Genomic DNA, 22,112 nt, shown 5'->3' with positions numbered 1-22,112 from the left:
GAAATGTGACGGCGGTTAACTATTCATAACTATGACAAATATGAACAGCTTCTGACATTTTGCATTTACGCACCTGTGATGAAGTGCAGATATCGACATTCACAGGAGATCCGCCATGAGCAGAACCCCGGTTTTAGAGATGCGCGGCATAGCCAAAACCTTTGGCAATTTCCACGCGCTCAAGGGCGTGGATTTGACGGTTTTCCCCGGTGAGATCCACGCGCTGATGGGCGAAAATGGCGCGGGCAAAAGCACGCTGATGAAAATCCTCGCAGGTGCCTACACTGCCACCCGCGGTGAGATCCTGATCGACGGACAGCCGTTTCACATCAAAGGGCCGAAAGATGCCCTGGCCGCAGGCATTACCTTGATTTACCAGGAGATGCAACTCGCCCCCAATCTGACCGTGGCGGAAAACATTTTCCTCGGCAGCGAACTGTCGCGCGGCGGGCTGGTTCAGCGTAAAGAGATGGCCGCCCAGGCGCAGGCGGTGATCGATCGCCTCGGCGCCCAGTTCAGCGCCACCGATCGGGTGATGAAGCTGACCATCGCCGAACAGCAGCAGGTAGAAATTGCCCGCGCGCTGCACCGCAACAGCCGCATTCTGGTGATGGACGAACCCACCGCTGCCCTCTCTTCCCGCGAAACCCACCGCCTGTTTGAACTGATTCTGCGCCTGCGCGATGAAGGCATGGCGATTATCTATATCAGCCACCGCATGGCGGAAGTGTATGAACTCTCTGACCGCGTCAGCGTTCTGCGTGACGGGCAGTACGTCGGCAGCCTGACGCGCGACAAGCTCAACGCCTCCGAGCTGGTGAAAATGATGGTGGGCCGCCCTTTAAGCGATCTGTTCAACAAAGAGCGCGATATCCCTCTCGGCAGCCCCCGCCTGAACGTCCACCACCTTACCGACGGTAAAAAAGTGCGGCCGTGCAGTTTACAGGTCCGTTCCGGCGAAATCGTCGGGCTGGCCGGGCTGGTCGGTGCCGGACGCTCCGAGCTGGCGCAGCTGATTTTCGGCGTGCGCAAAGCCACGGGCGGCATGATTGAGGTGGACGGCGAGCCGGTGGTGATCCACTCCCCGCGCGCGGCCATTGAAAACGGGATCGGTTTTCTCACCGAGAACCGTAAGGAGCAGGGGCTGTTTCTGGAGCTGGCGGCGCAGGAGAACATCACGATGGCGACGCTGGAACGCGATGCCACCTTCGGCATGCTGAACCGCAAAAAAGCCCAGTCCATTTCCGATGACGCTATCGCCCTGCTCAACATTCGTGTGCCCCATTCACAGGTACGCGCGGGCGGACTGTCCGGCGGTAATCAGCAAAAACTGCTGATCTCGCGCTGGGTGGCGATAGGCCCGCGCATTCTGATTCTGGACGAACCCACCCGCGGCGTGGACGTTGGCGCGAAAAGCGAGATCTACCGCATCATGAACCAGATGGCGCGTAAGGGCGTGGCGATTTTGATGATCTCCAGCGAACTGCCGGAAGTGGTGGGCATGAGTGACCGGGTGTACGTGATGCGCGAAGGCAGCATTGCGGGTGAACTCCACGGGCGCGATATCTCTCAGGAAAACATCATGACGCTGGCAACCGGCGTGGACGACACACATCATCAGGCGGTGTAATTATGACAACTCCAACCCATCCGCAGCAGGTGGCGAAATCCGCCTCCGCCAAAAAAATGCTGATGAGCGATCTGATGCAAACGATCGGCATTTTACCTATTTTAATTCTGATCGTGGCGGTATTTGGCTTTATCGCCCCTAACTTCTTCACCGAGAGCAACCTGCTCAACATCACCCGTCAGGCGTCAATCAACATCGTGCTGGCTGCGGGGATGACTTTCATCATCTTAACCGGTGGGATTGACCTCTCCGTGGGGTCGATTCTCGGTACTACCGCCGTTGCGGCAATGGTGGTGTCGCTGATCCCGGAATTCGCCGGACTTTCTATTCCGGCGGCGCTGATGCTCGGCATGGTGCTGGGGCTGTTCAACGGCGCGCTGGTGGCCTTTGCCGGGCTACCGCCGTTTATCGTCACGCTCGGTACCTATACGGCGCTGCGCGGCGCGGCCTACCTGCTGGCAGACGGCACCACGGTGATCAACTCGAACATCAACTTCGAGTGGATCGGCAATAACTACCTCGGTCCCGTGCCATGGCTGGTGGTCATTGCTTTGGCGGTCATTGCTATCTGCTGGTTTATCCTGCGCCGCACTACGCTGGGCGTTCACATCTACGCCGTGGGCGGCAACATGCAGGCGGCGCGCCTGACGGGCATCAAGGTCTGGATGGTACTGCTGTTTGTCTACGGCATGAGCGGGCTGCTCTCCGGCCTCGGTGGCGTGATGAGCGCCTCGCGCCTTTACAGCGCCAACGGCAACCTCGGTACCGGCTATGAGCTGGATGCGATTGCGGCGGTGATCCTCGGCGGTACCAGCTTCGTCGGCGGGATCGGCACGATCACCGGCACGCTGGTGGGGGCATTGATTATCGCCACCCTCAACAACGGCATGACGCTGATGGGCGTCTCCTACTTCTGGCAACTGGTGATCAAAGGGGCGGTGATCATCATTGCGGTGCTGATCGACAAATACCGTACCCGACACCATCAAAGTGCATAACAACAAAACCCTACAGCTTCGAGGAATACAATATGCGTTTAAAACCGTTAGTGACCGCGCTCTGTGCTGGCGCGCTGCTTGCCGCAACGCCGTTTGCGCAGGCGAAAGATCTGAAGTCCATCGGCGTGACGGTGGGTGACCTGGCCAATCCGTTCTTTGTGCAGATCACCAAAGGTGCCGAGCTGGAAGCGCGCAAGCTGGCGGGCGATAACGTCAAAGTGACGCTGGTCTCCAGCGGTTACGATCTCGGTCAGCAGGTGGCGCAGATCGATAACTTTATCGCCGCGAAAGTGGACATGATCATCCTCAACGCCGCGGATTCCAAAGGGATCGGCCCGGCGGTGAAACGCGCGAAGGATGCCGGGATCGTGGTCGTGGCGGTTGACGTGGCGGCGGAAGGTGCCGATGCGACCATCACCTCCAATAACACCCAGGCGGGCGAAATGGCCTGTAAGTACATTACCGACCGCCTGAAAGGCAAAGGCAATGTGGTGATCATCAACGGACCACCGGTCTCAGCGGTGCAAAACCGTGTGGAAGGTTGCCAGATGGAATTCAAAAAACATCCGGATATCAAGGTGCTCTCGGATAACCAGAACGCCAAAGGCAGCCGTGAAGGCGGTCTGGAAGTCATGACCTCTCTTCTGGCGGCCAATCCGAAGATCGACGGCGTATTCGCGATTAACGATCCTACCGCGATCGGCGCCGATCTGGCGGCAAAACAGGCGCAGCGCAATGAATTCTTCATTGTGGGCGTGGATGGCAGCCCGGATGGTGAAGAAGCGCTGAAGCGGGAAAACTCCCTGTTTGTGGCAACCCCGGCACAAGATCCGCAGGTGATGGCGGCAAAAGCGGTCGAGATCGGCTACGACATTCTCCAGGGCAAACCGGCACCGAAAGAACCGGTGCTGATCCCGGTGACGATGATCGATAAAAAGAACGTCGGTACCTATAAGGGCTGGACGGTTAAGTAACCCCTCAGCCTAAACCCTCTCCCCTTTGGGGAGAGTGGGTGGCAAAAAACGCTGGCCGGGCTGCAGGCTTTTATTCGCGAGGGCAATTAATTTAACAATAATTGCGATTTTTCATTACAGTTCTATGAATTTTACATTCCCGAACTACACTCTCTCCATCTGGCATATTCGGCGTGGGCAGCACTCTGTCCGCACGCTTTTCCGAAATGAGATAGAAAGAGGACAAGGGAAAAATGTTCGCAGCCATCATCATCGGTATTTTCATTATTAGCGTTATTTACGCGCATTCACGCGGGAAAGAAAAACAGACGCTGTCTCGTCAGTTGTTCGACCATTCGACGTTCATGGCACCCATCAATATGTTTATGACGGCGTTCTCTTCCCTGCCCGCCAGGCAGGCTTTCTTTGAGACAGAGCGTTTCCCTGAATTAAAAACGCTGACGGAAAACTGGCAGGTTATTCGTGAAGAGGCTGTGCGTTTACAGGATCATATAAAGGCGGCGCAAAATAATAACGACGCTGGCTTTAACACCTTTTTTAAACGCGGCTGGAAACGTTTTTATCTGAAATGGTACGCCGACGCTCACCCTTCTGCGCAAGCGCTTTGCCCGGTGACCACGCAACTGGTGAGTCAAATTCCTTGCGTAAAGGCGGCGATGTTTGCCGAACTGCCTGCGGGGGCAAAGCTGGGCAAGCATCGCGATCCCTACGCGGGCTCGGTTCGCTATCATCTGGGCTTATCTACCCCGAATGACGATCGCTGCTTTATTGAAGTGGACCAGCAGCGCCATAGCTGGCGCGATGGCGAGGCCGTCATTTTTGATGAGACTTACGTTCACTGGGCAGAAAATAAAACCGATCAAACGCGCATTATTCTTTTCTGTGATATCGAGCGTCCGATGAAGTGGGGCTGGGCACAGGCAGTTAACCATTGGGTAGGGACGACGCTGATGTCTGCAGCCAGCTCACCCAATGATGAGAATGACCGCACTGGCGGCATTAATCGCATTTTTAAATATGTTCATGCGGGGCGCGAACGCGGACAGCGTCTTAAAAAACGAAATCGTAAAGCCTATTATGCCCTCAAGTACCTGTGCATCAGCGCCATTTTTGCCGCCCTTCTTATTCCGGCGATAACATAGACCTTATGCCGCCTGTTCGGGGCGGCTAACATCGGTGGCAAACACGTAGCCCAGCCCGCGAATGGTTTTGATGAGGGCTGGCTGATGCGGGTTGACCTCGATTTTCCGGCGCAGACGCATGATCAGCACGTCAATAGTCCGGTCAAACACCTCCGTGCTTTCGCTGTGGGTGAGTTCCAGCAGTTGATCGCGGCTGAGTACCCGGCGGGCATTTTGCGTAAGCGCCAGCAGCAGGCCATATTCCCCCTGGGTCAACGGCACGACGTTACGCTGCGGATCAATCAGTTCACATCGGGAGGTATCCAGCGTCCAGTTATCGAAGGTTATCCCCGCTACGCGTGGCATCGGCGTTTCTGCGGCCAGCACGCCGGTCCGACGCAGGACCGCTTTAACCCGGGCAACCACCACGCGCGGATTAAACGGTTTGCCAATATAGTCGTCGGCTCCCATCTCCAGCCCCACTACCACGTCGGATTCACTGCCCAACCCGGTTAACATGATCACCGGTAGCGCCGGACGCTGCTTTTGCAACTGCAGCAAAACCTGTAACCCATTGATATCCGGCAGCATCATATCCAGCAGGACAAGGGCGATCTCCGGCGTCTGTTGTACCCGGCCTGGCACATCCTGGCCGTTATGGCAGACAAGCACGTCAAAGACGTGTTCACTCAGCACATCCTGCAGCAGTTCGCACACTGCCAAATCGTCATCAACCACCAGAATCGCCGGTTTCATCATATGCTTCCGTCAGGGGATTATGTTAAGTCTGAACCATTCTGCCGTCAGCTCCAGTGAAAGGGCGTTTTCCGTGATGGAAATTCAACCCATGTCACATACCCTGCCCATTCGACACGTCAATTTTGACGATGGTCTGCTTTTCGTCAGGGTTGTCGGCAGGAATACGCCGTAAAACGCGCCATTACCCCTACTAAAAACATGGCATAGAAGCTGCATTAGTCGGTGCGAAAGATTCGATTAACTGGAGCAGACTGATGAAAAAAGTCGTCACGGTTTGCCCTTATTGTGCCTCAGGTTGCAAGATCCACCTGGTGGTCGATAACGGCAAAATCGTCCGGGCGGAGGCCGCACAGGGGAAAACCAACCAGGGCACGCTGTGTCTGAAAGGGTATTACGGCTGGGATTTTATCAATGATACCCAAATCCTCACCCCGCGCCTGAAAACCCCTATGATCCGCCGCGAGCGCGGTGGCAAGCTGGAAGCCGTCAGCTGGAACGAGGCTCTCGATTACGTCGCCACGCGCCTCAGCGCCATCAAGGCCAAGTACGGCCCGGATGCGATTCAGACGACCGGTTCCTCACGCGGGACTGGGAATGAAACCAACTATGTGATGCAAAAATTCGCACGCGCCGTTATTGGAACCAATAACGTCGACTGCTGCGCTCGCGTCTGACACGGCCCATCGGTTGCAGGTCTGCACCAGTCGGTCGGTAACGGCGCAATGAGTAATGCCATCAACGAGATAGACAACACCGATCTGGTGTTTATTTTCGGCTATAACCCGGCGGATTCTCACCCTATCGTCGCGAACCATGTTATTCGCGCCAAACAGAACGGGGCGAAAATCATCGTCTGCGATCCGCGCAAAATTGAAACCGCGCGCATTGCAGATATGCACATCGCATTGAAAAACGGCTCGAACATCGCGCTGTTGAATGCGATGGGGCACGTCATTATTGAGGAGAATCTGTACGACCAGGCGTTTGTGGCCAGCCGCACGGAGGGCTTTGAAGAGTATCGTAAAATTGTCGAAGGCTATACGCCAGAGTCCGTTGAAGCGATAACCGGCGTCAGCGCACAGGAGATCCGCCAGGCCGCACGCATGTACGCCGGGGCGAAAACCGCCGCCATTCTGTGGGGCATGGGCGTGACCCAGTTCTACCAGGGCGTGGAAACCGTGCGTTCGTTGACCAGCCTCGCCATGCTGACGGGTAACCTGGGCAAGGCCCACGTCGGCGTCAACCCGGTACGTGGCCAGAATAACGTCCAGGGGGCCTGCGATATGGGCGCGCTGCCGGATACCTATCCAGGATATCAGTACGTCAAATTCCCGGAAAACCGCGAGAAATTCGCGAAAGCCTGGGGGGTCGAAAGCCTGCCGGAACACACCGGCTATCGCATCAGCGAGCTGCCGCACCGCGCGGCGCACGGTGAAGTGCGTGCGGCCTACATCATGGGTGAAGATCCGCTCCAGACCGATGCCGAACTCTCTGCGGTACGTAAAGGGTTTGAGGATCTTGAACTGGTGATTGTCCAGGATATCTTCATGACCAAAACCGCGGCGGCGGCGGATGTGATTTTACCGTCGACGTCATGGGGTGAGCATGAAGGCGTCTACACGGCGGCGGACCGCGGCTTCCAGCGCTTCTTCAAAGCGGTCGAACCGAAGTGGGATCTGAAAACCGACTGGCAGATCATCAGCGAAATCGCCACCCGTATGGGCTACCCGATGCACTACAACAACACTCAGGAGATCTGGGACGAGTTGCGGCATCTGTGCCCGGACTTCTACGGTGCCACCTATGAAAAAATGGGTGAGCTGGGGTATATCCAGTGGCCATGCCGCGATGAGTCGGAAGCCGACCAGGGGACGTCATACCTCTTCAAAGAGACGTTCGACACCCCGAACGGGCTGGCGCAGTTCTTCACCTGCGACTGGGTCGCACCTATAGATAAACTCACCGACGAGTATCCGATGGTGCTCTCCACCGTGCGCGAAGTAGGCCACTACTCCTGTCGCTCAATGACCGGGAACTGCGCCGCGCTGGCCGCGCTGGCAGATGAACCCGGCTACGCGCAGATCAACACTGCTGACGCGGAACGCCTGGGTATTGAGGATGAAGCGCTGGTATGGGTGAACTCGCGCAAAGGGCGAATCATCACCCGTGCGCAGGTGAGCGATCGTCCCAACAAAGGGGCGGTCTATATGACCTACCAGTGGTGGATTGGTGCCTGTAACGAACTGGTGACGGAGAACTTAAGCCCGATAACCAAAACGCCGGAGTATAAATATTGTGCCGTCAACGTGGAGCCCATTGCGGATCAACACGCTGCCGAACAGTATGTGATTGACGAATATAACAAGCTGAAAGCCCGACTGCGTGAAAGCGCAATGGGTTGAAGCGGGTAATTAATTAATGAACAAAGGGAGTGATATATTCACTCCCTTTTTTTATTTCCGCCACCGCGATTATACTGCGCGGCGTGTACCCAGAAGATAAGAATCCATGAAAGCCATTTTTCTGTTGTTATTCTTTATAACCTCGTTCGCCTGCGCGGATGAGATAGGCAGCCAGTATCTGAAGCAGGCGGAAGCGGGCGATGCCCGCGCCCAGTATTATCTTGCTGATACCTACTTCAGCTCGGGGGACCGCACACAGGCCGCGCGGTGGGCCGAAAAAGCCGCAAAAGGTGGCGATGTCGATGCCATGGCGCTGTTGTCGCAAATTCACTTTACGCAGGGGGATTACGCGCAGGCCAAGGCTCTGGCGCAGCAGGCAAACATTGCAGGCAGCAAACGCGGCGCGATCATGCTGGCGCGCGTGCTGGTCAACACTCAGGCCGGTCAAACCGACTATCCCCAGGCCATTAAGCTCCTGCAAACGGCGACTGAAGATATCGACAACGATTCGGCGGTAGACGCGCAGCTGCTGCTGGGGCTGATCTATGCCAACGGCGTTGAGGTGGCTCAGGATGACGTGCGGGCCGCGTCGTGGTTCAAGCGAAGTTCTACCCTGTCGCGAACGGGCTATGCGGAGTACTGGGCGGGGATGCTGTTCAGACAGGGCGAGAAAGGGTTTATCACGCCGAATAAGCAGAAAGCGCTTTACTGGTTGAACCTGAGCTGTACGGAAGGGTTTGATACGGGATGTGAAGAGTTTGATGCGTTGAGCGGGGAGTAAAGCACCGGGTGGCGGCTTCGCCTTACCCGGCCTACAAAACCCGTAGGCCCGGTAAGCGCAGCGCCACCGGGCTTTTTACATTACCGATCGGCCGTCTTATCAAAACGCCCCAGCACCTCGCGTTCATACGCCAGCGCTTTTTTACGGTCGAATTTGTGTTCCCACTTGGCGATAACCAGCACCGCCAGGGCATTCCCCACCACGTTCAGCGCCGTACGCGCCATATCGAGGATACGGTCGACACCGGCGATAAACGCCAGACCTTCCAGCGGAATACCCACGCTGCCCAGCGTCGCGAGCAGCACCACGAACGAAACGCCCGGTACGCCTGCAATACCTTTAGATGTCACCATCAGGGTCAGCACCAGCACGATCTCCTGCCACAGCGACAGGTCAATGCCATACAGCTGCGCAATAAAGATAGCGGCGATACTCTGGTACAGCGTTGAACCGTCCAGGTTGAAAGAGTAGCCGGTCGGCACCACGAAGCTGGTGATAGAGGCAGGCGCACCGTAAGCCTCCATCTTCTCAATAATGCGCGGCAGCACGCTCTCAGAGCTTGCCGTGGAGTACGCCAGAATCAACTCATCTTTCAGGATACGGATCAGGATCCAGATGCTCAGCCCGCACAGGCGCGCCACAATGCCCAGCACCACCAGCGCAAAGAACAGGATGGCGAAGTGCACCAGGATCACCAGCTTCGCCAGCGGCCACAGGGAGGCAAAGCCGAAGTTTGCCACGGTCACCGCAATCAATGCGAACACCCCAACCGGCGCGTAGCGCATCACCATGTGGGTCACTTTGAACATGGTTTCGGAGATGGAGCGGAAGACGGTGACCAGCGGTTCACGGTGCGTGGCAGGCAGCGAGGAGAGCCCCAGGCCAAACAGCACCGAGAAGAAGATGATCGGCAACATCTCGCCTTTCGCCATCGACGCCACGATATTGGTCGGCACCAGTGAAAGGATCGTGCCCATCAGGCCGTGCGCATGGCTCTGCACTTCCGCCGTTGTGCTTTGGTATTTCGAAATATCCACCGTGGCCAGCTGCGACATATCGATCCCGGAACCTGGCTGGAACACGTTTGCCAGGGTAATCCCCAGAATAATCGCAACCGTAGTGATCACTTCGAAATAGAGAATGGTTTTCGCACCGATACGGCCTAACTGTTTCGCGTCACCGACCCCGGCAATGCCGACCACCAGCGTCGAGATCACAATCGGCACCACGATCATCTTGATCAAATGAATAAAGATATCGCCCGCCGGGGAGAGCAGGTTGGCAATCAGCCATTCGCGGCTGTCGCTATGATAGTGGAGATAACTGCCCAGCAAGATGCCCAGCACAAGGGCTAGCAAGATCTGCCAGGCCAGGCTGACTTTAACGTTTTTCATAGAAACTGACTTCCTCAATGAAATCTCCGCACCAGCAAAACTGCATGAATATGGAGACATACTGAAAGGGTATGAATTGTGTTGCGTTGGTTTATGGGATTTTTTAACGCGGCGTATGAATATCATTTGCGCGACCTGTTGCGCAAGCCTTAAAGAACGACGCATTTCACTGGAAAATGACGGTATAACGCGAGTTTGTCATTATCCTGATAAATAACCATTTGTTATAAAAACGCTTTTTTAAATCTAAATGCGAATAATCGTCAGGCTGAATTATTTCCCTTCAAAGTTTCATTCGCTCGTTTTTCAACCTCTTCAAACAATGCGTGATCTGTAGCCCAAATAATAAACAAAGCTTGTAAAGCCCCTACTATTAACGTTTTTGCGACATATTATTAACATCTTACAAGGAGAAAAAAAGCCATGAGCCAAATACATAAACACGACATTCCCGCAAACATTGCGGACCGTTGCCTGATCAACCCGGAGCAGTACCACGAGAAATATCAGAAATCAGTTTCCCACCCTGACGCCTTCTGGGGCGAGCAGGGACACATCCTTGACTGGATCAAACCTTATCAGAAGGTGAAAAACACCTCCTTTGCGCCCGGCAACGTCTCCATTAAATGGTATGAAGATGGCACGCTGAACCTGGCGGCGAACTGCCTGGATCGCCATCTTGCCGAACGCGGGAATGAAACCGCCATCATCTGGGAAGGCGACGATGCCTCACAGAGCAAACACATTACCTATAAAGAACTGCATCGCGACGTCTGCCGTTTCGCCAACGTCCTGCTGGAAAAAGGCATTAAAAAGGGCGATGTGGTGGCTATCTATATGCCAATGGTGCCGGAAGCCGCGGTTGCTATGCTGGCCTGCGCGCGTATCGGCGCAATTCACTCGGTTATCTTCGGCGGGTTCTCACCGGAAGCCGTTGCCGGCCGTATTGTCGATTCCAGTTCAAAACTGGTGATCACCGCGGATGAAGGCGTGCGCGCCGGACGCGGTATACCGCTGAAGAAAAACGTCGATGAAGCGCTGAAAAACCCGAATGTCAAAACGGTCAGTAACGTTATCGTGCTGAAGCGTACCGGCGGCAAGATCGACTGGAACGAGGGACGTGACCTGTGGTGGAGTGACCTGATCGAGAAAGCGAGTGACCAGCATCAGCCGGAAGAGATGAATGCTGAAGATCCGCTGTTCATTCTTTACACCTCCGGTTCAACCGGTAAACCGAAAGGCGTGCTGCACACCACCGGCGGTTATCTGGTTTATGCGGCCACGACCTTTAAATATGTTTTCGACTACCACCCGGGCGACATCTACTGGTGTACCGCCGACGTGGGCTGGGTGACCGGGCATAGCTACCTGCTCTACGGCCCGCTGGCCTGCGGTGCCACCACGTTGATGTTTGAGGGCGTGCCAAACTGGCCGACCCCGGCGCGTATGTGTCAGGTAGTCGACAAGCACCAGGTCAACATTCTCTACACCGCGCCAACGGCGATCCGCGCGTTAATGGCGGAAGGCGATAAGGCCATCGAAGGCACTGACCGCTCTTCGTTGCGCATCCTCGGTTCCGTGGGTGAACCCATTAACCCCGAAGCCTGGGAGTGGTACTGGAAGAAAATCGGCAATGAAAAATGCCCGGTGATGGACACCTGGTGGCAGACCGAAACCGGCGGCTTCATGATCACCCCTATGCCTGGCGCCACACAGCTGAAGGCCGGTTCTGCCACGCGCCCATTCTTCGGCGTACAGCCTGCGCTGGTGGATAACGAGGGCAACCCGCTGGACGGGGCCACCGAAGGCAACCTGGTGATCGTCGACTCGTGGCCAGGCCAGGCGCGTACCCTGTTCGGCGACCACGCACGCTTTGAGCAGACCTATTTCTCGACCTTTAAAAACATGTACTTCAGCGGCGACGGCGCGCGCCGTGATGAAGACGGTTATTACTGGATCACCGGTCGCGTGGATGACGTGCTCAACGTTTCTGGCCACCGTCTGGGGACGGCTGAAATTGAATCGGCGCTGGTGTCGCATCCGAAAATTGCTGAAGCCGCCGTTGTCGGGATCCCGCACAACATCAAAGGCCAGGCGATTTACGCTTACGTCACGCTGAACCACGGCGAGGAGCCATCACCCGAGCTGTACGCCGAGGTGCGCAACTGGGTACGTAAGGAGATCGGCCCGCTTGCTACGCCGGACGTGCTGCACTGGACCGACTCGCTGCCGAAAACCCGCTCCGGCAAGATTATGCGCCGTATCCTGCGCAAAATCGCGGCGGGGGATACCAGCAACCTCGGTGATACCTCAACGCTCGCGGATCCTGGCGTGGTGGAAAAACTGCTCGAAGAGAAGCAGTCCATCGCAATGCCTTCCTAGTTTTTTCTCCCTCTCCCCGTGGGAGAGGGCCGGGGTGAGGGCATCAGACCGCACCTTCCTCTCCCCTCACCCTAACCCTCTCCCCAAAGGGGAGAGGGGACTAAAAACAAACCAACCTTACCTTTGGAGACTCTGTGATGAATGACCATATTTGTCAGCAGATAGAGAATAGTGCGCACTACAGGGAGCTCGTCGAAAAACGGCAACGGTTTGCCTTCATCCTTTCTATCATCATGCTGATTATCTACGTCGGCTTTATTATGCTGATCGCCTTTGCTCCGCACTGGCTGGGCACCCCGCTGCACGCGGGCACCAGCGTCACGCGCGGCATTCCTATTGGCATTGGCGTGATTGTGATCTCCTTCTTGCTGACCGGCGTGTACGTCTGGCGCGCGAACGGTGAATTCGATCGTCTCAACAGAGCGGTACTGCAAGAGGTAAAAGCATCATGAAGCGGATCCTGACGGCGCTTGCCGCCACACTTCCTTTTGCCGCCCACGCGGCGGATGCCATCACCGGCGACGTTCAGCGTCAGCCGACTAACTGGCAGGCGATTGTGATGTTCCTGATTTTCGTCCTGCTGACCCTGTACATCACTTACTGGGCGTCGAAGCGCGTGCGCTCTCGTAATGATTATTACACCGCGGGCGGCAACATTACCGGTTTTCAGAACGGGCTGGCGATAGCGGGCGACTTTATGTCTGCCGCCTCGTTCCTCGGGATCTCCGCGCTGGTTTATACCTCCGGCTACGACGGCCTGATCTACTCCCTGGGCTTCCTCGTCGGCTGGCCGATCATCCTGTTCCTCATTGCCGAGCGCTTGCGCAACCTCGGGCGCTATACCTTCGCTGACGTGGCCTCCTATCGCCTGAAACAGGGGCCCATTCGCACCCTCTCCGCCTGCGGTTCGCTGGTGGTGGTTGCGCTATACCTGATTGCGCAGATGGTCGGGGCAGGTAAATTGATCGAACTGCTGTTCGGTCTGAACTACCACATCGCCGTGGTACTGGTTGGCGTCCTGATGGTAATGTACGTCCTGTTCGGCGGCATGCTGGCGACCACCTGGGTACAGATTATCAAAGCGGTCCTGCTGCTGTTCGGCGCCAGTTTTATGGCCTTTATGGTGATGAAGCACGTCGGGTTCAGCTTCAATAACCTGTTTACCGAAGCGATGGCGGTTCATCCAAAAGGAGAGGCAATCATGAGCCCGGGCGGGCTGGTGAAAGATCCGATATCCGCTCTCTCCCTCGGTCTCGGCCTGATGTTCGGTACCGCGGGCCTGCCACACATTCTGATGCGTTTCTTCACCGTGAGCGATGCGCGTGAAGCGCGTAAGAGCGTCTTCTACGCCACCGGCTTTATGGGTTATTTCTACATCCTGACCTTTATCATCGGCTTTGGCGCGATCATGCTGGTAGGGGCAAACCCGGCGTTTAAAGACGCGGCGGGTGCGCTGATTGGCGGCAACAACATGGCGGCGGTGCATCTGGCCGACGCGGTGGGCGGTAACCTGTTCCTCGGCTTTATCTCTGCCGTGGCCTTCGCCACCATCCTTGCCGTAGTAGCGGGACTGACGCTGGCCGGTGCCTCTGCGGTCTCACACGACCTCTACGCCAACGTGTTCCGTAAAGGGGCAAGCGAACGTGACGAGCTGAAAGTCTCCAAGATCACCGTGCTGGTGCTGGGTGTGGTCGCCATTTTGCTCGGTATTCTGTTCGAGAAGCAGAACATCGCCTTTATGGTGGGGCTGGCCTTCTCGATTGCGGCGAGCTGTAACTTCCCGATCATTCTGCTCTCCATGTACTGGTCAAAACTGACCACCCGTGGGGCGATGATTGGCGGCTGGCTGGGGCTGCTGACGGCGGTGATCCTGATGATTCTGGGCCCGACCATCTGGGTACAGATCCTCGGTCACGAAAGCGCCATTTTCCCGTATGAGTATCCGGCGCTGTTCTCGATTGCCGTGGCGTTTATTGGTATCTGGGTCTTCTCGGCCACCGACAACTCGCCGGAAGGTAACCTGGAGCGTGAGAAATTCCGCGCCCAGTTTATTCGCTCCCAAACCGGCCTGGGCGTTGAACAGGGCCGCGCACACTAAGCCTTTCTCCCCGGTCTCTCAGGCCGGGGAGTTTAAAACATCACCCATGCCACCAGCGGTGCGATTAGCACCATCGTCACGCCAGAGAGCATCATCACCAGACTTGCCACCACGCCTTCCTGCTGACCCAGCTCATACGAACGCGCCGTACCTGCGCCATGAGACGCCGCGCCAAACCCTGCCCCTTTCGCCATCCCCTCCCGAATAGAAAGCCGCAAAAAGAGCATATCGCCCACCGCCATGCCAAAGACGCCCGTCACGACCACAAACAGCGCCACCAGATCCGGCTGCCCGCCAAGCGGTTTAGCCGCTGCCAGCGCAAACGGCGTCGTCACCGAACGCACGGCCAGGCTGCGCTGAATTTCATCGGGCAGCGTAAACAGCCGCGCCAGCCAGACCGAGCTACACACCGCCACCACCGTGGCAGTCAGAACGCCTGCGCTAAGCGACATCCAGTGGCGTTTAATAATATTCAGGTTGTCGTACACGGGAACGGCAAAGGCGATGGTGGCCGGGCCGAGCAGCCACAGCAGCCAGTGGGATTCCCCAATGTAGTTCTGCCAGGAAATATGGCCGAAGACCAGCATGAGCACCAGCAGGATGGGGGTGAACACCAGCGGCATGAGCGGCAGCGCGCGAAAGCGGCGGTACAAACGCTTGTTGGCAAAGTAGATTACGATGGTCGCAATCAGACACAGCACGCTTATCTGAACGTTAGTCATGCTTCTGCCTGCTGATTTCAAAGCGATAGACTTTATCCACCACCCAGGCAGTGGCGCCCAATACCATCAGCGTACTCAGGGCGATAACCGCGAAGATGCGCCAGCCGTCGACCATCAGCAGCTGGGCATAGTTCACCACCGCGACCACCGCAGGCACGAAGAACAGCAGCATCTCCGCCAGCAGCCAGCGCGCGCCGGCTCGCACCCAGCTAAGGGGCAACGCGCGACAGAGGATCAGCGTTAGCATTAGCACCATCCCGACCAGGTTGGCGGGTAAAGGCAGGTGCAGCCAGTCGACAAGATATTCCGCGAAAACAAACAGTCCGGCATAGAGCAGTACCTGAACCGGTACCTGGAGTCGTTGCACAACGGCAGGCGTAACACGACTTAACGCCACGGCCATGGGGGTTTTCCTCAAAATTGAGACGAGGCGCCAGTATAGTGAGCGCACGTCAGGGACAGAAATGAATTAAAATCATCGAAGGTATAGTTTCGAGGAATAATCATGGACATAAGAACGCTGCGCTATTTTGTCGAGGTGGTTCGCCAGCAAAGTTTTACCCGCGCAGCGGAGAAGTTGTTCGTTACCCAGCCGACCATCAGCAAGATGCTGAAAAACCTTGAGGACGAGCTGAACTGTACCCTGCTGCTTCGTGACGGACGCAAGCTGCTGCTGACGGATACCGGGCGCGTGGTCTTCGAGCGCGGGCTGGCGATTCTGGCTGAGTTCCGCCAGCTTGAGGCTGAGCTTGCGGATATCAACCACCTTACCAAAGGGCTATTACGTCTTGGCATTCCGCCGATGGTCGGCATGATGATGGCCGGGCCGATTAGCCTCTTTCGTCAGCGCTACCCCGGCGTTGAGCTAAAAATTTCTGAATTTGGCGGCCTGACCGTCCAGCAGGCCGTGATGAACGGCGAGCTGGATGTGGCGATGACGGCCCTCCCCGTAGAGGAAGAGAGCGGTCTGGCGACGCTGCCGCTGTTCAGCCATCCGCTGTGCGTGCTCGTACCGCGCTCCGGTGACTGGCTGAAAATTGACTCGGTGAAACCCGAACTGCTCGGCGAACATCCGTTGCTGATCTACAACGAAGACTTCGCCTTAAGCCGCCAGCTGATGACGCTGTTTAACCAACATAATGTGAAGCCACGCATTGCGGTGCGCAGCGGTCAGTGGGATTTTCTGGCCGCGATGGTTCAGGCTGGCGTGGGGATTGCCATTCTGCCGCAGCCAATTTGCGAGCGGCTGGATAAAAACACCCTGCGCTGGATCCCGCTGGAGAGCGAGCTGCACTGGCAGTTAGGGATGATCTGGCGTGAAGGGGTGTATCTGTCGCATAGCGCGCAGGCGTGGCTGGAGTGCTGTAAGGGGTTTTGGGTGCAGTCTGAATAGTGCCGGGTGGCGGCTTCGCCTTACCCGGCCTACGATTCGAATGTAGGCCCGGTAAGCGCAGCGCCACCGGGCAAAAGCGCTACTGATTCTCTATCAACAACGCTTCCAGCAAATCCAGATCGTGCAGCAGCTTTTGCAGCGTCTCGTTGCTGATCTGCCGCGTGGCACGCAGATGGTACAGCTCGGCACGCTCTGAACGCAGCGCCGCCAGGCGGAACCGGCGTTCCAGGTTTTCCTCCTGCAGCGAGCTTTCCACGTCATTACGTCCGTCAGCCCGACGGCGCAGGTTACCAATCACGCGGGAACTCACTTCCGTCAGCAGCTGGTTATCGATGTTCTCGTCTGTATCCGCCGCCAGACGCTCTTCCATTTTCTGAATAGCGACTATCGCCACTTCGGCGGTAGCCGCACGCGCAATACGCTCCTCTTTATGCTGTTGGGTCGAATCACCGGCGTCAATGTGCTGCAGTAAAATCGGCAGCATCACCACGCCCACGAACAGCGAGAAGAGGATCACGCCTGCCGCCAGGAACACCAGCTCGTAGCGCGCCGGGAAGACATCGCCCGTCGGCAGCAGCAGCGGAATAGAGAGCACACCGGCAAGGGTGATCGCCCCACGCACTCCAGCGAAAGAGGCAATCAGCAGCTCGCGTGTGGTCCAGGAGCCAAACTCCATCGGCTTTTTCGTCAGGAAGCGCACGCTGAATTTCTTCATCGTCCAGAGCCAGCCAAAACGCACCAGCATCAGTGCCATGTAGATCAGCACGATGTCGGTAAACAGCATCCAGACTTCAACGTTCGGATCGGCCTCTGCCGCAATCAGCGAGGACTCCATAATGCCCGGCAGTTGCAGGCCCAACAGCAGGAATACCATGCCGTTAAACACAAATTCCAGCATCGCCCAGGTGCTGTTGGCACGCAGACGCATTGCCAGCGGCGCGCGGCGCATCACGCCGGAGCGGGTAATGGTCATCCCTGCCGCTACCGCCGCCAGAATGCCCGATACGCCAATATGTTCGGCAATCAGGTAGGAGGCAAACGGCAGCAGGAACAGCAGTACGATTTGCGTGGCGGGTTCATCACCGCCCCAGCGGCTGAGGAAGCGCAGGGAGCGACCATACAGCCAGCTCACCACAAAGCCCGCGAGGATACCGCCAATCGCCACTTTGAAGAATTCCAGCGTCGCGCCGCCAATGGTAAAGACCATCGTCCCCATGGCAACCGCCACGGCAAACTTCAGGGCGACCAGACCAGAGGCGTCATTCATCAGCGCCTCGCCCTGCAAAATCCCCATGATTTTCTTCGGAATACGACCTTCACCCACAATGCCGGAAAGCGCCACGGCATCGGTTGGCGAGAGCACGGCGGCCAGCGCAAAGGCGGGGATTAACGGGATACCCGGTACGGCCCAGTAAATCAGGAAGCCAATCCCGACGACGGTGACGACGACCAGCGCCAGCGCCAGGCCGAAGATCTCTCGCCCGTGCTCAAGGAATTCGCGCGTGGGCGTTTTCCAGCCATCAGCAAACAGCAGTGGCGGAATAAACAGCACGAGGAACAGTTCGGGGTCAAATTCCACGTGCAGGCCAAACGTCGGCCACGCCAGCAGCGCGCCGATGGCAATTTGCATTAATGGCAGGGGGACCTGAAAGGGCAGTACGCGTGTAACCACCCCGGATAATGAGACCACAAGGGTCATGATGAGTATTGTGAAGAAGATTTCCATGCGTTCCCTGTTTGCTGTGTTACTTATGTACTACGGAAGGCGTCGTGCCTTTTATTCTATCTTCTTCAGAGTAACGCAAAAGGCAACGGGATGAGCTCTGAAAATAAAAACGGGCGGCCTGAGCCACCCGTTTTCGCATCAATGGACAACTTAGATGGCCCAGCCGCCTGCGTAGAATGCCACCAGCGCAACGGCGATCACCACGGTGCCGATGTTCAGCTTGCGCCATTCACCAGAGACCAGACGACCAATGACCAGCGACGCGAAACCGATCATGATGCCGGTCACGATGTTACAGGTCAGCACGATAAACACGGCGGTAATCAGGCCAGACATGGCATCCACGAAATCCGCAAAGTCGATCTTCGCCACGTTGCTCAGCATCAGCAGGCCGACATACATCAGCGCTGGCGCGGTCGCGTAAGCCGGTACCAGATAAGAGAGCGGAGAGAGGAACAGGATCAGCAGGAACAGCACGCCGACGGTGATGGCCGTCAGGCCGGTTTTACCGCCTGCAGCCGTGCCCGCTGCGGACTCGATATACACTGCCGCAGGCGCTGCGCCCACCAGCCCTGAGAAGACGCTGCTCAGGGAGTCAGTCGTCAGGGCTTTGCCGCCATCAATAATCTGACCGTCTTTATCCAGCAGGTTAGCCTGACCGGCCACCGCGCGAATCGTACCGGTTGCGTCAAACACGGCGGTCATCACCAGTGCCAGCACGCTTGGCAGGATTACCGGGTTAAGCGCACCGACGATATCCAGGCTGCCAATCAGAGAATTGCCCTTGTCATCGCTCAGCGACGGCATGGCGAAAATACCGGAGAAGTGGACGTTCGGATCGAAAATCAGGCCGACAATGGATACACCGATAATGGTCAGCAGAATGCCGCCCGGCACTTTCAGTTTTTCCAGACCGATAATCACCGCCAGACCGATCAGCGACATGATCACCGGGAAGCTCGCGAAATGCCCCAGCGCCACCGGCAGGCCGTCCAGCGGGTTCTTGATCACCAGGCCCACGCCGTTAGCGGCGATCAGCAGCAGGAACAGACCGATGCCGATACCGGTGCCGTGCGCCACGCCCTGCGGCAGGTTGCGCAAAATCCAGCTACGAATGCCGGTAGCAGAGATAACGGTGAACAGCACACCCATCAGGAACACGGCGCCGAGTGCGACCGGTACGCTGATCTGCTGACCCAGCACCAGGCTGAATGCGGTGAACGCGGTCAAAGAGATGGCGCAACCAATCGCCAGCGGCAGGTTCGCCCACAGCCCCATCACAATGGAGCCCACACCGGCTACCAGGCAGGTCGCGACAAAAACAGCTGCTGGCGGGAAGCCCGCTTTACCCAGCATGCCCGGCACAACGATGACGGAGTAAACCATCGCCAGAAACGTTGTCAGACCGGCAACAACTTCCTGACGCACGGTGCTGCCGCGAGCCGAAATTTTAAACATGGCGTCAAGTGAACCGCCGGTACGCGCAGATGGCGTAGACATAGAAAACATCCCCTGAGAGTTTTTATAGAACGTTCATAAGCGTGGTGGAGACGCCACTGCCAGCTAATACGTCAAATCCTTGTTTTGCGTTTGCGACGAAAGGGCGTCACAAAAAAAGCAAACGTTTAGCTCCGCGCTTAAAAACGGGTGGTCAAATTAAGGCAAACGATTATCCAGCCTAAACACCGCCCTTTTCAACTGAACTTTATCGTTTTTCGCTAAAATTCGCTTATGACGCTGAAGAAATAAACAGAGGATGCGCAAACGTTATCGTCTATGCGCAATTTGTTTACATTTAATCCTCACCCGGGATGGATAATGGCCCACCCTGTTCCAGGGTTCGCCTCCAGCCGGGACTGTTATCGACCTTTTGCTTCCAGGCCTCAATATGCGGCAGATTGTCGATGCCCCCACGCGCCAGCAGGGCAAAGATCGGGAAACTCATCTGAATGTCGGCCATGCTGAGCGCGTCCCCGGCAAACCAGCTGTTTTGAGCGAGATGCGAATCAATAAAGCGCGCATGCGTTTCCAGCTGGGGATTGAGATACGCTTTCTGCACCCCCTTACCCAGCGCCTTGCCCAGGAGTCGGATGCCTGGCGGCACGGGCGGCTTGCCGAGGCTGTTGAAAACCAGCCTCATTAACAGCAGTGGCATCAGCGATCCTTCCGCGTAATGCAGCCAGAAGCGGTATTGCACCTTATGCGCCGGATCTAACGGCTTAAGGCGCGATTCGGCATCATAGGTTTCCTGGAGGTACTCCAGAATGGCACCCGATTCCGCGAGGATAAGTCCGTTATCTTCGATGATGGGTGATTTGCCCAACGGATGCACCTTTTTGAGAGCCTCCGGCGCCAGCATGTTCTTTTCGCGCTGGTAGTGAACGATCTCATAAGGCAGGGCGAGTTCTTCCAGCGCCCAGATCACACGATGTGAGCGCGACTGGTTAAGGTGATGTACCGTGAGCATGGTCTTCTCCTGTGATTCATACTTTTTAACTATAGAAAATTGAACAACACCGCGAAAAAAATTCGGCTAAAAACCGGTCAGCGACGCTGGCGAAAAAACGGGGCTTGCATAGAATTAAAGTGTCAGCACAATCCGGAACCTCACCAACCAGCTCGACACGAGGGGTGCTGATGTCGGGGGAAACCCTCCCGTGAACCAGCGGGATAGAGAGAAAGACAAAGACCGGGAAAAACTAAAGCGCCCTTAGTGGCGCTTTAGTTCTTTATAGGGTGCGTGTGTATGCCGGGTGGCGGCTGCGCCTTACCCGGCCTACGTTCGAGAATGTGGTTTTTGTAGGTCGGGTAAGGCGCAGCCGCCACCCGACGCGCAGGCCGCAGAGACTTACTCCTCCTCCAGCAGCCGCGCCCCTGTCCCCTGCTCGCCCAGCCTGTCGCCAGGGTTCCGCAACGGGCAGTCGCTGCGGGACAGACAGCCGCAGCCGATACAACCGTCCAGTTCATCGCGCAGCGCAACCAGCGTATGAATACGTCTGTCCAGCTCTTCACGCCACTGGGAGGAGAGCTCTTTCCACTCTTTCGGGCTCAGCGTGTGGCCCTCCGGCAACACCCCAAACGCCTCACCTATCGTCGCCAGGGGAATGCCGATTCGTTGCGCAATTTTGATAATCGCCACATAACGGAGAACGTCACGGGTATAGCGGCGCTGGTTTCCGCCGTTACGGATGCTTTTAATTAACCCTTTGCTTTCATAGAAGTGGAGCGCCGATACCGCAACACCGCTTCGCTTTGCCACTTCGCCGGGGGTTAAAAGCGCTTTAATACGCGGCAATCTCTTTTCCATAAAACCTCTTTACCTCAAGTTAACTTGAGGAATTATACTCCCCCGCAGAGAAAACGACGAATCAACCAAGAAAGTTGTATCTACAGAGGGGCAACCTTATGTCGCATCAGCAGATTATTCAGACACTTATTGAATGGATTGATGATCATATCGATCAACCGTTGAACATCGATGTGGTCGCTAAAAAGTCGGGCTATTCGAAATGGTATTTACAGAGAATGTTCCGCACGGTTATGCATCAAACCCTGGGTGAGTACATTCGTCAGCGCAGATTACTGCTGGCGGCGCAGGCGTTACGCTCAACGCAGCGACCGATTTTTGATATCGCGATGGATCTTGGCTATGTGTCGCAACAAACCTTTTCCCGCGTGTTTCGCCGCGAGTTTGACCGTACGCCGAGCGACTATCGCCACCAGTTGAATTAA

19 protein-coding genes are annotated in these 22,112 nt (G+C 56.5%); 11 read left to right on the top strand and 8 right to left on the bottom strand.

Annotated features, from left to right (window positions below; all coding sequences use genetic code 11):
- Positions 1–115: 115 nt before the first annotated feature.
- The 4 genes from G0034_RS01570 to lpxO all read left to right on the top strand — a co-directional run bounded on the left by G0034_RS01570 (position 116) and on the right by lpxO (position 4,744).
- Complete coding sequence (locus G0034_RS01570; protein WP_014882172.1) at positions 116–1,630, top strand: sugar ABC transporter ATP-binding protein; 1,515 nt, start codon at positions 116–118, stop codon at positions 1,628–1,630.
- 2 nt (positions 1,631–1,632) lie between these two features.
- The gene (locus G0034_RS01565; RefSeq protein WP_014882171.1) at positions 1,633–2,628 is read left to right on the top strand and encodes an ABC transporter permease subunit; all 996 of its coding nucleotides are present in this window, start codon (positions 1,633–1,635) and stop codon (positions 2,626–2,628) included.
- A 32-nt stretch (positions 2,629–2,660) separates the two neighbouring features.
- Entirely contained in the window at positions 2,661–3,602 is a 942-nt protein-coding gene (locus tag G0034_RS01560; RefSeq protein WP_014882170.1) for an ABC transporter substrate-binding protein, read from the top strand.
- 233 nt (positions 3,603–3,835) lie between these two features.
- Positions 3,836–4,744 carry a lipid A hydroxylase LpxO gene (gene lpxO, locus G0034_RS01555; protein ID WP_014882169.1) on the top strand — a complete coding sequence of 303 codons (909 nt, stop codon included), beginning with the start codon at positions 3,836–3,838 and terminating at the stop codon, positions 4,742–4,744.
- 3 nt (positions 4,745–4,747) lie between these two features.
- On the opposite strand, the gene G0034_RS01550 is transcribed toward lpxO, so the two are convergent.
- Entirely contained in the window at positions 4,748–5,479 is a 732-nt protein-coding gene (locus G0034_RS01550; protein ID WP_014882168.1) for a response regulator, read from the bottom strand.
- A 257-nt stretch (positions 5,480–5,736) separates the two neighbouring features.
- On the opposite strand from G0034_RS01550, the gene fdhF reads away from it, so the two are divergent.
- Positions 5,737–7,884, top strand: a complete 2,148-nt coding sequence (fdhF, locus tag G0034_RS01545; protein WP_078309985.1) for a formate dehydrogenase subunit alpha — start codon at positions 5,737–5,739, stop codon at positions 7,882–7,884.
- A gap of 106 nt (positions 7,885–7,990) precedes the next feature.
- A complete protein-coding gene (locus tag G0034_RS01540) occupies positions 7,991–8,665 on the top strand; it encodes a tetratricopeptide repeat protein (RefSeq protein ID WP_023331811.1) in 675 nt (224 codons plus the stop codon).
- An 80-nt stretch (positions 8,666–8,745) separates the two neighbouring features.
- On the opposite strand, the gene gltP is transcribed toward G0034_RS01540, so the two are convergent.
- A complete protein-coding gene (gene gltP / locus G0034_RS01535) occupies positions 8,746–10,059 on the bottom strand; it encodes a glutamate/aspartate:proton symporter GltP (RefSeq protein WP_014882165.1) in 1,314 nt (437 codons plus the stop codon).
- Positions 10,060–10,482: 423 nt separating this feature from the next.
- Here gltP and acs point away from each other — a divergent pair, with 423 nt between their 5' ends.
- From acs to actP, 3 genes are all read left to right on the top strand, one after another.
- Positions 10,483–12,441 (top strand): acetate--CoA ligase, encoded by a 1,959-nt coding sequence (acs, locus tag G0034_RS01530; protein ID WP_179120440.1) that lies wholly within the window; start codon positions 10,483–10,485, stop codon positions 12,439–12,441.
- A 137-nt stretch (positions 12,442–12,578) separates the two neighbouring features.
- Positions 12,579–12,893: a DUF485 domain-containing protein gene (locus tag G0034_RS01525; protein WP_014882163.1), complete on the top strand. Its 315-nt coding sequence runs from the start codon at positions 12,579–12,581 to the stop codon at positions 12,891–12,893.
- Positions 12,890–14,539, top strand: coding sequence for a cation/acetate symporter ActP (gene actP, locus G0034_RS01520; RefSeq protein WP_014882162.1), 1,650 nt, complete (start codon positions 12,890–12,892; stop codon positions 14,537–14,539). The genes G0034_RS01525 and actP overlap by 4 nt, the downstream gene beginning before the upstream one ends.
- 32 nt (positions 14,540–14,571) lie before the next feature.
- On the opposite strand, the gene G0034_RS01515 is transcribed toward actP, so the two are convergent.
- Together G0034_RS01515 and G0034_RS01510 are read right to left on the bottom strand one after the other, a co-directional pair.
- Entirely contained in the window at positions 14,572–15,261 is a 690-nt protein-coding gene (locus G0034_RS01515) for an LrgB family protein (protein WP_014882161.1), read from the bottom strand.
- Positions 15,254–15,664 (bottom strand): CidA/LrgA family protein, encoded by a 411-nt coding sequence (locus G0034_RS01510; RefSeq protein ID WP_014882160.1) that lies wholly within the window; start codon positions 15,662–15,664, stop codon positions 15,254–15,256. The genes G0034_RS01515 and G0034_RS01510 overlap by 8 nt, the downstream gene beginning before the upstream one ends.
- A gap of 102 nt (positions 15,665–15,766) precedes the next feature.
- On the opposite strand from G0034_RS01510, the gene G0034_RS01505 reads away from it, so the two are divergent.
- Positions 15,767–16,654: a LysR family transcriptional regulator gene (locus G0034_RS01505; protein WP_014882159.1), complete on the top strand. Its 888-nt coding sequence runs from the start codon at positions 15,767–15,769 to the stop codon at positions 16,652–16,654.
- 79 nt (positions 16,655–16,733) lie between these two features.
- Here the strand turns inward: G0034_RS01505 and G0034_RS01500 are convergent, their stop codons facing one another.
- The 4 genes from G0034_RS01500 to soxR all read right to left on the bottom strand — a co-directional run bounded on the left by G0034_RS01500 (position 16,734) and on the right by soxR (position 21,687).
- On the bottom strand, positions 16,734–18,380 hold the full coding sequence (locus tag G0034_RS01500; protein ID WP_014882158.1) for a Na+/H+ antiporter: 1,647 nt from the start codon (positions 18,378–18,380) through the stop codon (positions 16,734–16,736).
- Positions 18,381–18,530: 150 nt separating this feature from the next.
- Positions 18,531–19,880, bottom strand: coding sequence for a guanine/hypoxanthine transporter GhxP (ghxP, locus tag G0034_RS01495; RefSeq protein ID WP_014882157.1), 1,350 nt, complete (start codon positions 19,878–19,880; stop codon positions 18,531–18,533).
- A 295-nt stretch (positions 19,881–20,175) separates the two neighbouring features.
- Positions 20,176–20,847, bottom strand: a complete 672-nt coding sequence (locus G0034_RS01490) for a glutathione S-transferase family protein (protein ID WP_179120439.1) — start codon at positions 20,845–20,847, stop codon at positions 20,176–20,178.
- Between the two features lie 381 nt (positions 20,848–21,228).
- Positions 21,229–21,687 carry a redox-sensitive transcriptional activator SoxR gene (soxR, locus tag G0034_RS01485; protein WP_014882155.1) on the bottom strand — a complete coding sequence of 153 codons (459 nt, stop codon included), beginning with the start codon at positions 21,685–21,687 and terminating at the stop codon, positions 21,229–21,231.
- A gap of 98 nt (positions 21,688–21,785) precedes the next feature.
- Here soxR and soxS point away from each other — a divergent pair, with 98 nt between their 5' ends.
- The gene (soxS, locus tag G0034_RS01480) at positions 21,786–22,112 is read left to right on the top strand and encodes a superoxide response transcriptional regulator SoxS (protein ID WP_008503387.1); all 327 of its coding nucleotides are present in this window, start codon (positions 21,786–21,788) and stop codon (positions 22,110–22,112) included.

The organism is Enterobacter sp. T2, assembly GCF_010692925.1.
GTDB classification, from domain to species: Bacteria; Pseudomonadota; Gammaproteobacteria; order Enterobacterales; family Enterobacteriaceae; genus Enterobacter; species Enterobacter kobei.
The sequence above is the reverse complement of the archived record's forward strand: the minus strand, read 5'-3'. Positions and strand labels throughout refer to the sequence as shown.